This window comes from Streptomyces sp. NPDC048507, assembly GCF_043199995.1.
Lineage (GTDB): Bacteria > Actinomycetota > Actinomycetes > Streptomycetales > Streptomycetaceae > Streptomyces.
This window is the reverse complement of record NZ_JBICWZ010000019.1, coordinates 18,342-31,363: the sequence shown is the minus strand read 5'-3', so window position 1 is coordinate 31,363 and position 13,022 is coordinate 18,342. Positions and strand designations below refer to the sequence as shown.

The following is a 13,022-nucleotide window of genomic DNA, read 5'->3' as shown; positions in this document are numbered from 1 at the left end:
GGTGCGGCTCCTTCGGTGGGCGGACTGTCCTTCGCGAGCTGTCCTTCGCGAGCTGTACTACGCGTGTTCGACGACGGTGTCGGCGAGGACCGGCGCGTCGTCCCGTTCGACGGCGGTGACCGCGGCGACGACGCGGCCGGGCTCCCGCCACATCCGGATGCGGAGCGTCTCGCCGGGGAAGACGATCCCGGCGAAGCGCGTGCGGTAGGTGCGGACCCGGGAGACGTCGCCGCCGAGCACGGTGTCGACGACGGCCTTGAGCGTCATCCCGTACGAGCACAGGCCGTGCAGGATCGGCCGGTCGAAGCCGGCGAGCTTGGCGAACTCCGGGTCGGCGTGCAGCGGGTTCCAGTCCCCCGAGAGCCGGTAGAGCAGGGCCTGTTCCTCGCGGATGGCCCGCTCCTCGACGCGGTCGGGGGTCCGCTCGGGCAGCTCGGTGCGCACAGAGGGGCCGCGCTCCCCGCCGAAGCCGCCCTCCCCGCGGACGAAGAGCTGCGCGTCGCTGGTCCACAGCGGCCCGTCGGCGTCGGCGACCTCGGAGCGCAGCACGATGACGGCGGCCTTGCCCTTGTCGTGGACGGCGACGACCCGGGAGGTGGAGGTGGCCCGCCCCTTGACGGGGATCGGGCGGTGCAGTTCGACGCTGTGGCCGCCGTGCAGCACGTGGGCGAGGTTGACCTCGATGCCGGGTGCGGCGAGGCCGCCCAGCATGGCCATGCCCGCGCCGGCGACGGTGGCGAAGCTGGGCAGCACGTGGAGCTTGGACTCCAGGGTGTAGCGCAGCTCGTCGGGGTCGGTGGCGGGCAGCCCGGCACCGAGACCGAGGTGGTAGAGCTGGACGTCCTTGTGGTCCCAGCCGATCTCCCCCCGGCGGGGTTCGGCGGCGAGGGCCTTGGCGGCATCGATCGGCATGGGGAGCTGCTCCCTGTCTCGGGGCGCCGCGGCCTGCGCGAGCACCGCGGCGTTGGAAGACCTCGGTGCGGCCGTCCGCACCGTCAGCCGCACCGAGGTCGTACGCGGAACCGGTTCTAGAACGCGTTCTAGCGAGCCGGTCGAAGGCATGTATAACGTACGCCCGATCACTTGGGAAGACTCCTGACTTAACGTCAGATGCGCTCGCCGGATGGCGTGTTGCCCCGGGCGGGCGGGGGCGGACGTTACGCTGCGCCGGTGGACGAAATGCCCGTGACGCACCGGCCCGCCCGTTCCCTGCGCGTCCTGCTGGACCCGCCGGACCGGGCCCTCGCGATCCTCCTGCGCCTCCAGCCGGACATCGAGGTGGTGGCCTCGGCGGCGGACCGGCCGACGGTGGCGCTGGTGGAGGAGCTCGCCTCGGTGCGGGCCGTACTGGCGGACGAACCGGAGTGCCGGGTGCTGGTGGTCGCGGGGTCGGCCCGGCCGGGGCTGCGGGAGGCGGCGCTGGCGGCGGGCGCGGCGGGGCTGGTCCTGCGGGACGGCCCGGTCGGGGAGCTCGCGGACTGCCTGCGGCGGGCGTCGACGGGCGAGACGGTGGTGGATCCGGCCCTCGCGGGCCCGTAGCGCGGCGCGGGCCGCGAAAGCCCCCCGCCGGACGGCCGGCGGGGGGCTGGGCGCACGGGCCGGCTCCCGCTAGGCGGTCGGCGCCGCCGGATCCGTCCAGTCGTCCACCGTCCGCGAGGGGTCCAGGGCCACCGGCAGCTTCTCCAGCCCCCGGAAGGCCGGGAAGGGCCCCTTCAGCCAGTCCCCCTCCTCCGACTCGGGCATCGCCAGCACCATGTCGGGGAAGCGGTCGATCAGCGCGGTGAGGCAGATCTCCAGCTCCAGCCGGGCCAGCGGGGCGCCCAGGCAGAAGTGCGGGCCGAAGCCGAAGCCGACGTGGGTGCGCTGGAGGTGTTCGCGCGTGATGTCCAGGGTGTCGGGGTCGGCGAACTTCTCCGGGTCGCGGTTCGCGGCGGTCAGGGCGATCTGCACGATCGCGCCCTGCGGAATGACCGTCCCGCCGATTTCCACGTCCTCCAGCGCATAGCGGAAGGTGGAGGTTTCCACGCTGCCCTCGTACCGCAGGAGTTCTTCGATGGCCTGCGGCAGGAGTTCGCGGTTCTCCTTCAGCGCCCTGAACTGTTCGGGGTGCGTGAGCAGGTTGAAGACGGAATTGCCGATCTGGAGGGTCGTCGTCTTGTGCCCGGCGAAGAGCAGCACCCACATCATCGAGACGAGTTCGTGGTCGGTCAGCGGCTCTTCCTCGTGGTGCGTCTGCACCAGCATGGTCAGGAAGTCGTCCGTGGGATTCTCGCGGGTCCGCCGGATGTGGCCGGTGAAGTAGTCCCGCAGCCAGTGTTCCGCCCGGACCAGGTCGTCCTTCATGTCCTTGCTGAAGCGCGAGCGCGTCACGACGGAGAACCACTTCAGGACCTCGGTGCGCTCCTCGCCGACGATGCCGAGCAGCTCGCAGATGACCATGACGGGCAGCGGCAGCGCGAAGGCCTGCATCAGGTCGACGGGCTCGTCGGCCGGGCACCGGTCCAGCAGCTCGTTCGCGAGCTCCTCGATGTGCGGGCGCAGGTCCTTGACGTGGCGCGGGGTGAAGGCCGTCTTCGCGATGTGGCGCAGCCGGGTGTGCCGGGGCGGGTCCGCGAAGAGCAGGTTGTCGTCGAGCGTCTCGCACGCGTCCCCGAACAGCGCGTGGTAGAGGTCGATGCCCTCGTGCATGTCCTTGCCGATGCGCGGGTCGGCGAGCGCCGCGTGGGCGTCCTCGTACCGGGTGATCAGGTACGTGTCGACGCCGTGCCGGGGGGTGAGGCGGGCGATCGGGGCCTGCTCGCGCAGGACCTTGTAATAGGGGTGGGGGCACTGCCGGTATTCCGGCGTGCTGAGGGTCGCCGCTTTCACCGCTTCGTCCAGCGCGATGCCGTCATTGACCGCCGCAGTCGGTTCAGTCGTCACGCGCCCAGACCTTTCGTCCATTCCGGAATCGACGTCTCGCTCCTTTCCCGGACGGCGTGCGCGACAAAACCTCATTGAGCCGTTCGGAGTCCGCGCAACGCGCCGGGCGCCGTCCGCCGGGATGCGGTCCGGGCCCGCCCTAGGGTGTGCGTGATCCGGCCCTCGGCCCGACGAACCCGACGCATTCGACGAACCCCACGCATTCGACGGAAGGGAAGGCGCACATGCCGGAATACGGTACGAGCGGAATCGCCGCCGGCGCGGCGGCACGGCCCGGGGCGGGGCTGCCGGGCGCGGTGGCCGGGGACGACGACGGCAGCGGTGCGGTGATCGACGTCCACCACCACTTCTGTGCCCCGGCCTGGCGCGCGTGGGCCGGGGAGCAGGGCCTCGTGCACCCGAAGGCGCTGCCGCCGTGGTCGCGCTGGGACGCACACGAGGCCCTCGACCTGATGGACCGGGCCGGGATCGCCACCGCCGTGCTCAAGCCGATGCTGCCCGCCCGCTACACGAGCTCCGCGCAGCTGCGCGAGGCGGTCACGGTGACGATGGCGGCGGCCGCGGAGGTGTGCGAGGCGCATCCGGGGCGGTTCTTCTTCCACGCCCCGCTGTTCCTGGACGACCCGGAGGTGTCCTCGTGGACGCTGCGCCGGGGCCTGGACGAGCTGGGCGCGGTCGGGGTGAACCTGACGGCGAACTACGGGGGCGTCTACCTCGGCGACCCGTCCTACGACGGGGTCTTCGCCGAGCTGGACGAGCGGTCGGCGGTCGTCGACACGCATCCGCACAACCTCCCCGGCGGCCCGCCCGGCGTCGGGCCGGGCGCGGCGACCGTGCCGGGGCTGCCGAACTTCCTGTGCGACTTCCTCCTCGACACCACCCGGGCCGCCGCGAACATGATCCGCAACCGGACGCTGGACCGCTTCCCCCGCCTCTCGGTGATCCTGCCGCACGGCGGCGGCTTCCTCCCGCACATCGCGACCCGGCTGGAGGCCTTCGCGCACGCCTTCGACCCGCCGCTGGAGCCCGCGGCCGTACGGGACCACCTGCGGCGCTTCTACTACGACACCGCCGGCCCGCTCTCCCCGGCGGGCACCCTGCTGGCGGTGGCGGCCCCGGACCGGATCCTCTTCGGCAGCGACTGGCCGGCCTGTCCCGCCCCGATGGTCACGGACGTCGCCGTGCCCGCCCTGGCCGCCGACCCGGCCTTCACGCCGCAGCTGCGCCGGGCCGTGAACCGGGAGAACGCGCTGCGCCTGATGCCGCGCCTGGCGCCCGTCTGAGCCGCGCCCGCCCCGGGGCCCCGCCGCGGGCCGGGTCCCGGGGCGCCGCCGTCAGCGGCGCAGCAGGGTGACCACCGCCGCGCCGCCGAGTCCGATGTTGTGCGCGAGGCCGACCCCGGCGCCGGGGACCTGGCGGGCTCCGGCCTCGCCGCGCAGCTGCCAGACCAGTTCGGCGGCCTGGGCCAGGCCCGTGGCGCCGAGGGGGTGGCCCTTGGAGATGAGCCCGCCCGAGGGGTTGACCACCCAGCGCCCGCCGTAGGTGGTGGCGCCGCTCTCGACGAGCGCGCCGGAGGCCCCGTCGGCGCACATGCCGAGCGCCTCGTAGGTCAGCAGTTCGTTGACGGAGAAGCAGTCGTGCAGCTCGATGACGTCGACGTCCTCGATGCCGAGCCCGGAGGCCTCGTACACCCGGCGGGCGGCGGCGGCCGTCATCGGCTTGCCGACGACGTCGATGCAGGAGCCGGCGAAGCTGTCGCCGGTGTCGGTGGTCATGGCCTGGGCGGCGATCTCCACGGCCTTGTCGTGCAGCCCGTGACGGACGACGAAGCGTTCGGAGACCACGAGGGCGGCCGCCGCGCCGTCCGAGGTGGGCGAGCACTGGAGCTTGGTCAGCGGGTCGTGGATGGTCTTGGCGGCGAGCACCTCCTCCACCGTGTACACGTCCTGGAACTGCGCGTTCGGATTGTCCGCGGAGTGCCGGTGGTTCTTGGCGCCCACCGCCGCCAGCTGGGCGGGGGTGGTCCCGTAGCGCTCCATGTGCTCGCGGGCGGCGTTGCCGAAGATCTGCGCGGTGGGCGGGGACATCTCGAAGCCGTGCGCGGCCGCCATGATCCCGTAGTGCCGGGCGACCGGCGAGGTCTGGAAGTCGCCGCCGTCGGCGCCGCCGCCCAGGGCGCCGCGCTTCATCTTCTCGAAGCCGAGCGCGAGGACGCAGTCGTTGATCCCGCCCTCCACGAACTGGCGGGCCATCATCAGGGCTGTGGAGCCGGTGGCGCAGTTGTTGTTGACGTTGTAGACGGGGACGCCGGTGAGCCCCAGTTCGTACGCGGCCCGCTGGCCCGCGGTGGAGGCCTGGAAGCAGTAGCCGACGGGCACCTGCTCGACCAGCCCGTAGTCCACCCCCGCGTCGGCCAGGGCCGCCGTGCCCGCTTCCCGCACCATGTCCCAGTACTGCCAGTCGCGCGATTGCGGCTTCTCGAACTTCGTCATGCCGACGCCGACGATGTAGGCCTTCATGGCTGGATTCCCCTTCAGTCCCGCGGGAGGCCGAGGATGCGCTCGGCGACGACGTTGAGCTGGACCTGTGTGGTGCCCCCGGCGATGGTCAGGCAGCGGGACATGAGCATCCCGTGGACGGCCCGCTCCCCCGCCCCCTCCCGCACCGCGCCCGCCGGGCCCAGCAGTTCGAGCGCGAGCTCGGCGGTCCGCTGCTGGTGGGGGGTCTGCACGAGCTTGCGTACGGAGGCGCCCGCGCCCGGCTCCAGACCGGACACCTGCTGGAGCGTGGTGCGCAGGCCGATGCAGGCCAGGGCGTGGGCCTCGGCGGCCAGGGCGCCGATGCGGGCCCGGTAGGAGCCGTCGAGGTCGGCGCAGCGGCCGATGAGCGCTTCGAGACCGGTGTCGAAGGTCATCTGGTCGGCCATGTGGACGCGTTCGTTGCCGAGGGTGTTGCGGGCGACCTTCCAGCCCCCGTCGGCCGCCCCGACGAGGGCGTCGGCGGGCAGGACGACGTCGTCGAAGTAGACCTCGTTGAAGAGGGCCTCGCCGGTGATCTCCTTGAGGGGGCGGACGTCGATGCCCGGGGTGTTCTTCATGTCGACGACGAAGTAGCCGAGGCCCTTGTGCTTGGGGGCCTCCGGGTCGGTGCGGGCGAGCAGGATCCCGAAGTCGGCCGTGTGCGCGGAACTCGTCCACACCTTCTGCCCGTTGACCCGCCACGAACCGTCCGGCAGCCGTTCGGCCCGCGTCCGCAGGGCGGCCAGGTCGGAGCCCGCGTCCGGCTCGGAGAAGAGCTGGCACCAGGTCGTGTCCCCGCGCAGCGTCGGCAGGACGTACGCCGCGCGCTGCGCGTCGCTGCCGTAGGCGAGCAGCGAGGGCACGACCCAGGTGGCGATGCCGAGGTCGGCGAGGACGACCCCGGCTTCCTTCAGTTCCTGCTGCACCACCAGCTGTTCGGCGGGTCCGGCCCCGAGCCCGTAGGGGCGGGGCAGGTACGGGGCCGCGTAGCCGGTCGGGGCCAGCACCCGGCGGGCGGCCGCCGGGTCGAGGCCCCGCGCGTCCAGGGCCGCGGCGCGGGCGGCGGGCCGGTGGGCCTCGGCGCTCGGCGGCAGCTCCAGGCGCAGTTCGCGGCGGGCGCCGTCCGCCGCGAGGCGCGCGGCGCGGATGCGGTGCCCGTCGCCGGGGCCGAGGAGCTGGCGGGCGACGAGGGCCCGGCGCAGGTGGATGTGGGCGTCGTGTTCCCAGGTGAAGCCGATGCCGCCGAGGATCTGGATGCAGTCCTTGGCGCAGGAGTGGGCGGCGTCGAGGGCGGTACCGGCGGCGAGCGCGGCGACCAGGGAGCGGACCCGCGGCTCCTCGCCGGCGCTGTTCGCGGCGTCCCAGGCGAGGGCCCGGGCCGCCTCCAGCCGGACCAGCATGTCGGCGCACAGGTGCTTGACGCCCTGGAAGCGGCCGATGGGCCGCCCGAACTGCTCGCGCACCTTGGCGTGCTCGGCGGCGGTGTGCACGGCCCAGGCGGCGGTGCCGCAGGCGTCGGCGGCGAACAGGACGCAGGCCAGGTCCCGCACCAGCGCGGCGTCCAGCTCCAGCAGCCGGCCGGCCGGCACGACGGCGCCCCGGGCGCGCACCTCGGCGGTGGGGCGGGTCGGGTCGGCGCCCTCGTGGGTACGGACGTCCAGCGCGGCGGCGTCCACGGCGAACCAGCGGGTGCCGTGCGCGGCTTCGGCGGCGAGCAGGACGAGGTCGGCCTCGCCGGCGCCGAGCACGGGCGGCGCGAGCCCGTCCAGCATGTGTCCGCCGCCTTCGACGGCGACGGCGGTGAGGCTGCCGGGGCCCAGGGCGACCGCCCCGATCCGGCCGTCGAGGGGTTCGGCCCCGGCCCGGTCCAGGAGTACGGAGGCCAGCGCGCTCGGCAGGAAGGGCCCGGGCAGCGCCGCCCGGGCGGCCTCCTCCACCACGACGGCCAGGTCCAGCAGCGTCCCGCCCTCCAGGTGGGGCGCCAGCAGTCCGGCCGCCGCGAGGCCGTCCCAGTAGGCGGGCCGCACCCCGGTCCGGGGCGGGCTGTCGAGCAGCTTGCGCACCTCCTCGGGCGGCACGGCCCGCCCCACCCAGCCGCGCACGGCGTCGGCCAACTCCCGCTGCTCTTGCGTGATTCCGATGCCCATGCGCGGCAGACTAGAACACGTTCCATTCTGACGGAAGGTCAGAATGGAACGTGTTCTCGCCCGGCCCGCCGGACGGGGCGGGGGGAGGGAGGCTCAGGAGCGGGCGTAGTAGTACCCGTCGCCGTGCGCGGGCCCCACGTTGTGCTGGAGCCCCGACGGGTCGCTCCGCGTGAAGAACGACGCGTCCAGGGGCCCGCAGAACATGCTGTTGGACTTGCCCTTGTCCACCGTCGCCGCACCGACGTCGATCCGGGATCCGCCGGAGCCCACCGAGGTCACCTTGGCGGTGTTCTCGCAGTGGCCCATGTTGGAGTCGCTGATCAGCCGCACGGCCCCGGAGCGGGCGATGGTCACCGTCACCGGCTGGTCGATGTTGAAGGGGGCCGTGTAGTTCCAGGCGCCCACGAAGTACGCGGGCACCGCGTCCCCGCCACCCGTCGAACCGCCGCCCGTCGGCGTGCCGGAACCCCCCGAGGGCGTGCCGGAGGCGCCGCCGTGGGCGCCCCCGGCGGCGCCCCCGCCCGCCGCCGCGCCGGAGCCCTTGGTCGGGCCCGTGCCCGTACCGCCCGCCCCGCCGGGGCTGCCGGAGCCGCCGCCCGGACTGCCGGAGCCCCCGCCGGGCGCCCCGCCACCGCCCACGGCCGCACCACCGGCCGCGGCGCCGCCCGGGACGCCACCGCCCTGGACACCGCCCTGCGCGGCGCCGCCCTGGGCACCGCCGCCCTGCGCGCCCCCGGCCTGCGCCGCCCCGCCGGCCTGGCCCTGCTGCTCCGCACCGGCGGGACTCGGCGGCGGTCCGGACGCCCCCGGCGGCTGCGCGCCGCCGGCCGTCCCGGAGGGGGCGGCGCTCGGACCGCCGGGGGTGAGGGGCCCGCTCGCCGCCGGGGGCGAGGCCTGCGCGGCGTCCCCGCCGGCGCCGAACGGCTGGATCAGCGCCACCGTGCCGCCGCCGACCGCGCACACGAGGACGACCGGCACCGCGACCTTCCAGCGGCGCCGCTCCCGCCGCCCGCCCCCGGAGGTGCCGCCCCCGGCCACCGGCCCGCCGGGGGCCCCGGCCCCCTTGCGCAGGTCCAGCGTCGCCCGGTCGGCGGCGGCCGGCCCGGACCCGCCCTCCGCAGCGTCCCGCACCGCGTCCTGCGCCCCGGGCGCCGCCTCCGCGTCGAGCAGCGCCGCCGCCTGCCGGGCGAGGCGCGCCACCACCTTGGGCGGCAGCCACGCCCCGCCGCGCCGCGCCGGACGGACCCGCCCGGGATCCGCCAGCAGCTCCTGGACGCCGGGCCGCTCGTCGACGTCCTTGGTCAGGCAGCGCCGGATGAGCCCCCGCAGGGCCTCGTCCCCGACCTTCTCCAGATCCGGTTCGCCCTCCACGATCTGGAACATCACGGCGTGCTGGTTGCTGGCCCCGTGGCCGAACGGCAGCTCGCCCGTGGCCGCGTACATCAGGACGCAGCCGAGGGTGAACACGTCGCTCTTGGCCCCGGCGCGCTGCCCCCGGACCTGCTCGGGCGACATGAACCCCGGCGAGCCGACGACCATGCCCGTGCTGGTGAGCAGCGACTCGACGGAGGTCTCCAGGGCGCGCGAGATGCCGAAGTCGATCACCCGGGTGCCCTCGACGGTCAGCATCACGTTCGAGGGCTTCAGGTCGCGGTGCACGATCCCGGCCGTGTGGATGTCCTCCAGCGCCCGCAGCAGCCCGTCGGCGAGGGCGTGTACGGCGTCCACGGGCAGGGGCCCGTACCGCCGCACGATCTGCTCCAGCGAGAGCCCGGGGACGTACCCCGTCGCCACCCAGGGCCGCTCGGCGTCCGGGTCCGCCTCCAGGACGGGCGCCGTGTACCGCTCGCCGACCCGCCGGGCGGCGTCGATCTCGCGGCGGAAGCGCTCGCGGAACTGCGCGTTCGAGACGTGCTCCTCGTGCACCACCTTCACCGCGACCGTGCGCCCACTGCCGGACCGCGCCAGGTAGACCCGCCCCATGCCCCCGGCACCGAGCCGCCCGAGCAGCAGGTACGGCCCGATCCGGCTGGGGTCCCCGGCCGCGAGCGGCTTGATCCCCCCGTCGACGTTGTCGTCGTCACCTAACGCACTGCTCATCCCGACCGCCCCCCGGTGATCCCCTGTGGTCGCCCGACACGGCCGTCCGGCCGGTCGAACCCGCCACAGGATAAAGGCAGTTGATTGCAGGATGAAGGCAAGGGCATGCGGTGTGCGGGGGCGTGACGGCATTCCGCGCCGTCCCCGGCCTGACAGAATCCCGGGACGGGGACGAAACGTGGAGGTGGCGGACATGATCAAGGTGGTGCTGCTCGTCGCACTGGCACTCGCCGCGGGCGGCTGCGTGTGCGTGGTGTGGGCCCAGCGGGGCGGACCGCGCTGGGTGCGCGCCGTCGCCGCGGTCACCCTCGGCGCGGGCGAACTCATGCGCCGCTCCCGCAAACGCCGCCGCCGCGGCGGCATCCTCGGCGGCGGCAACGGCAACAGCGGTGGCGGCGACTAGGACCCGCGCGCCTCCGCTCACGCCTGCGCCCGCACCCCCGGCTTCCAGTCCTCGGCGAGCTGCCCGAGGAGCACCTCGTCCAGGAACTCCCCCATCACCCAGGCCGAAGAGCGCAGCACGCCCTCGCGGACGAAGCCGTTGAGTTCGGCCGCGCGCAGCATGGCCCGGTTGTCCGCGAGCGTCTCGATCTGGATCCGGTGCAGGCCGCGCACGACGAAGCCGTAGTGACAGAGCACCGCGACCACGTCGGTCCCGTAGCCCTTGCCGCGCGCGGACGGCAGCAGCCCCAGCCCGATGTGCGCGGACCGGCTGTGGGTGTCGATGCCCCACAGGGTCGCGGAGCCGATCAACGTGCCGCCGGTCAGCTCCACCACGGAGAAGCCGACGCTCCGCTGGTCCGCTTCGTCGACGACGAGCCGGGGGTCCTTCGTCCCGGCCGGGACGGGCCGCCACGGCCCGCTCTCGGCGCGCGAGGCGTTGACCACGTCGTTGTAGAGCTCGGCCCGCAGCACCGGGATGTCGTCCTCGTGCCGGGCCCTGAGCCCGACCTTGGCACCAGTAAGCATGCGAGCTTCCTACCGACCCGACCCCGTCGGCGGCAACCGGATTGGCCGGTCAGAGTCCCCGCACGAACTCCGCGAACGCGTCCCGCCCCACGGTGAACACGGGCCCGCCGGGGTTCTTGGAGTCCCGCACGGCGACGAGAGGCGACTGGGAGGCGACCTCGACGCACTCGCCCCCGGTGGTTCCGCTGTACGAGGACTTACACCAACGCACCCCCGCCAGGGGCTGGATGCTGTCCATAACGCTCCTCCATCACGCGGGCGATCCTCGCCGCCGAGTCCTCCACGGAGAGCGCGGCGGCCTGCAAGTGATCGTAGCGGAGGCACCCTTCCCGGAGTTCCTGCGGATTGGCCGTCAAACGGCCCTGCACGAAGTCCTCGGTATAGACAATGTCCGGGCCCTCCTCGAAACGCAGGATGGTGAACGTTCCGTCCAGCCCGAGGTGGGGACCCGCCTCGAAGGGGAGGATCTGCACCCGCACCCACTCCCGCTTCCGCAGGGACAGCAAGTGGGCGAGTTGCTTCCGCATCACTTCCCGGCCGCCGATCTCCTGATGCAGCACGGCTTCACCCATCACCACCCACATCGGTGGCGGATTCTCCCGATCGAGGATCCGCTGCCGCTCCATGCGGGCCGCCACCTGCGCCTCGACCCCTCCCTCACCCCGGACCCCGAGCACGGCCCGCGCGTACTCTTCCGTCTGGACCAACCCGTAGATCAGTTGAGCCTGGAAGGTCGAGACGTAAGCCGCCTTCGCTTCCATCTCCGCGTACGCCTGGAACCACGCCGGAAGCTGGCTCCGCAGGACCAGCCCCACCAGTCGCGAGAACACCCCGCCCGTTCCCAGGGCCGCGTCGACCCGTTCCGAGAAGTCCCGCGCGGGAACCCGCCTCCCGTTCTCGATCTGCCCGATCAGGGAGCCCGTGCAGAACACGATGTTCCCCAACTGCTCCTGTGTCAGATTCGCGACCTCCCGAAAGCGGCGGAGTTCGGAGCCGTAGTAGTCCAGCGGCGAGGCGCTGGGGTCGAGCTCACGGATGTTGGCCACGGGCGGTACTCCCAACCGTACGGGTGCGATGTTGCGTTCCATCCGTAGCCGAGCGTAAGCACGCGACTCCAACCTGATGGCATGAATCACACAACTGGGCACCCCAGCACGGAAATCGGCGCCACCTACCGGATGGGCTTCACCGTCGGTGAGCATTCGGCCGGGCACATGCGGCGGATCCTGCGGTGGTTCCTCGTCCGCTGGGGGCTCACGGACGTGGCCGACGCGGCGGAGCTGGCGCTGACCGAGCTGGTCGCCAACGTCGTGCGGCACGTGCCCGGGCGGGCCTGCTCGGTGCTGATCCAGCGCAAGCCCCACGGGCTGCGGGTGGAGGTGTCGGACGGCTGCCCGGTGCTCCCGCGCCTCGCCCCTGGCTGCGACCCCCTGTGCGAGGGCGGCCGGGGGCTGCTGCTGGTGCAGGCCGTCACCGACCGCTGGGGCGTACGGGGCCGGCCGGTCGGCAAGACGGTGTGGTTCGAGTGCGACGGGTGACCGCGCCCTCCGGAGACGGACCCGGGCATGGCGCCCTACCCGGCGGTAGGGCAGCATGGCCCGGCACTCACCCGCAGCTCAGCAGGAGGAACCACATGGCCACGCCCAAGCCGGAGACCCTGGCCGCCTTCGAGGCCGCCAAGGGGTTCATGCCCGTGGGCGAGGGCCTCGCGCTGTACGAGGCGGCCGTCGCGGCGGCGGCGCTCGGGCTGCCGCTGCTGGAGGTCGGCACGTACTGCGGGCGCTCCACCCTCCTGCTGGCCGACGCCGCCCGGGAGGCGGGGGTGCCCGCGCTGACCGTGGACCACCACCGGGGCAGCGAGGAGCAGCAGCCGGGCTGGGAGTACCACGACCCGACGGTGGTGGACCCGGAGGTCGGGCTGATGGACACCCTGCCGACGTTCCGGCGGACCCTGCACGCGGCGGGGCTGGAAGAGCACGTCATCGCCCTGGTGGGCCGCTCCCCGCAGGTGGCGGCGGCCTGGGGCGGGCCGCTCGGGCTGGTCTTCATCGACGGGGGCCACACCGACGAGCACGCGACCGGCGACTACGAGGGCTGGGCCCCGCACCTGGCCCCGGGCGGGACCCTGGTGATCCACGACGTGTTCCCCGACCCGGCCGACGGCGGGCAGGCCCCGTACCGAATCTACCTGCGGGCGCTGGAGTCGGGGGCCTTCGAGGAGGTGTCCGTGACGGACTCCCTGCGCGTCCTGCGCCGCGTCGGCAGCGGCGTCTGAGCCCGGGGGCGGCGGGCACCCGTCCGGGCATACAAACCGGTCATCGCACCACGCCCCCGGATGGAGCAGGGTCCGTACGGGCCCCGGTCG

General features: G+C 73.8%; 13 protein-coding genes. 5 read left to right on the top strand and 8 right to left on the bottom strand.

Going from position 1 to position 13,022, the window contains the following annotated elements:
- Positions 1 to 57 precede the first annotated feature (57 nt).
- On the bottom strand, positions 58 to 912 hold the full coding sequence (locus tag ACGFXC_RS32605; protein ID WP_393718496.1) for a MaoC/PaaZ C-terminal domain-containing protein: 855 nt from the start codon (positions 910 to 912) through the stop codon (positions 58 to 60).
- A gap of 267 nt (positions 913 to 1,179) precedes the next feature.
- On the opposite strand from ACGFXC_RS32605, the gene ACGFXC_RS32600 reads away from it, so the two are divergent.
- Positions 1,180 to 1,539: a DNA-binding response regulator gene (locus ACGFXC_RS32600; protein ID WP_393718560.1), complete on the top strand. Its 360-nt coding sequence runs from the start codon at positions 1,180 to 1,182 to the stop codon at positions 1,537 to 1,539.
- 69 nt (positions 1,540 to 1,608) lie between these two features.
- Here ACGFXC_RS32600 and ACGFXC_RS32595 read toward each other — a convergent pair whose 3' ends face one another.
- Complete coding sequence (locus ACGFXC_RS32595; protein WP_393718495.1) at positions 1,609 to 2,922, bottom strand: cytochrome P450; 1,314 nt, start codon at positions 2,920 to 2,922, stop codon at positions 1,609 to 1,611.
- 224 nt (positions 2,923 to 3,146) lie between these two features.
- Here ACGFXC_RS32595 and ACGFXC_RS32590 point away from each other — a divergent pair, with 224 nt between their 5' ends.
- The gene (locus tag ACGFXC_RS32590) at positions 3,147 to 4,205 is read left to right on the top strand and encodes an amidohydrolase family protein (protein WP_393718494.1); all 1,059 of its coding nucleotides are present in this window, start codon (positions 3,147 to 3,149) and stop codon (positions 4,203 to 4,205) included.
- A 51-nt stretch (positions 4,206 to 4,256) separates the two neighbouring features.
- Here ACGFXC_RS32590 and ACGFXC_RS32585 read toward each other — a convergent pair whose 3' ends face one another.
- The 3 genes from ACGFXC_RS32585 to ACGFXC_RS32575 form a co-directional block, all read right to left on the bottom strand.
- Complete coding sequence (locus ACGFXC_RS32585; protein ID WP_393718493.1) at positions 4,257 to 5,441, bottom strand: lipid-transfer protein; 1,185 nt, start codon at positions 5,439 to 5,441, stop codon at positions 4,257 to 4,259.
- Positions 5,442 to 5,455: 14 nt separating this feature from the next.
- Positions 5,456 to 7,588, bottom strand: coding sequence for an acyl-CoA dehydrogenase (locus ACGFXC_RS32580; RefSeq protein ID WP_393718492.1), 2,133 nt, complete (start codon positions 7,586 to 7,588; stop codon positions 5,456 to 5,458).
- 93 nt (positions 7,589 to 7,681) lie between these two features.
- Entirely contained in the window at positions 7,682 to 9,688 is a 2,007-nt protein-coding gene (locus ACGFXC_RS32575; RefSeq protein ID WP_393718491.1) for a serine/threonine-protein kinase, read from the bottom strand.
- Between the two features lie 193 nt (positions 9,689 to 9,881).
- On the opposite strand from ACGFXC_RS32575, the gene ACGFXC_RS32570 reads away from it, so the two are divergent.
- Positions 9,882 to 10,091, top strand: a complete 210-nt coding sequence (locus tag ACGFXC_RS32570; RefSeq protein ID WP_393718490.1) for a hypothetical protein — start codon at positions 9,882 to 9,884, stop codon at positions 10,089 to 10,091.
- A 17-nt stretch (positions 10,092 to 10,108) separates the two neighbouring features.
- Here ACGFXC_RS32570 and ACGFXC_RS32565 read toward each other — a convergent pair whose 3' ends face one another.
- From ACGFXC_RS32565 to ACGFXC_RS32555, 3 genes are read right to left on the bottom strand one after another with little or no spacing between them, the layout of a single operon-like run.
- Positions 10,109 to 10,657, bottom strand: coding sequence for a GNAT family N-acetyltransferase (locus ACGFXC_RS32565; protein ID WP_393718489.1), 549 nt, complete (start codon positions 10,655 to 10,657; stop codon positions 10,109 to 10,111).
- A 49-nt stretch (positions 10,658 to 10,706) separates the two neighbouring features.
- On the bottom strand, positions 10,707 to 10,895 hold the full coding sequence (locus ACGFXC_RS32560; protein WP_393718488.1) for a DUF397 domain-containing protein: 189 nt from the start codon (positions 10,893 to 10,895) through the stop codon (positions 10,707 to 10,709).
- Positions 10,855 to 11,745 (bottom strand): Scr1 family TA system antitoxin-like transcriptional regulator, encoded by an 891-nt coding sequence (locus ACGFXC_RS32555; RefSeq protein WP_393718487.1) that lies wholly within the window; start codon positions 11,743 to 11,745, stop codon positions 10,855 to 10,857. The genes ACGFXC_RS32560 and ACGFXC_RS32555 overlap by 41 nt, the downstream gene beginning before the upstream one ends.
- A gap of 39 nt (positions 11,746 to 11,784) precedes the next feature.
- Between ACGFXC_RS32555 and ACGFXC_RS32550 the strand changes: the two genes are divergently transcribed.
- Positions 11,785 to 12,195 (top strand): ATP-binding protein, encoded by a 411-nt coding sequence (locus ACGFXC_RS32550; RefSeq protein ID WP_393718486.1) that lies wholly within the window; start codon positions 11,785 to 11,787, stop codon positions 12,193 to 12,195.
- Between the two features lie 95 nt (positions 12,196 to 12,290).
- Positions 12,291 to 12,932 carry a class I SAM-dependent methyltransferase gene (locus ACGFXC_RS32545; RefSeq protein ID WP_393718485.1) on the top strand — a complete coding sequence of 214 codons (642 nt, stop codon included), beginning with the start codon at positions 12,291 to 12,293 and terminating at the stop codon, positions 12,930 to 12,932.
- Positions 12,933 to 13,022 lie beyond the last annotated feature (90 nt).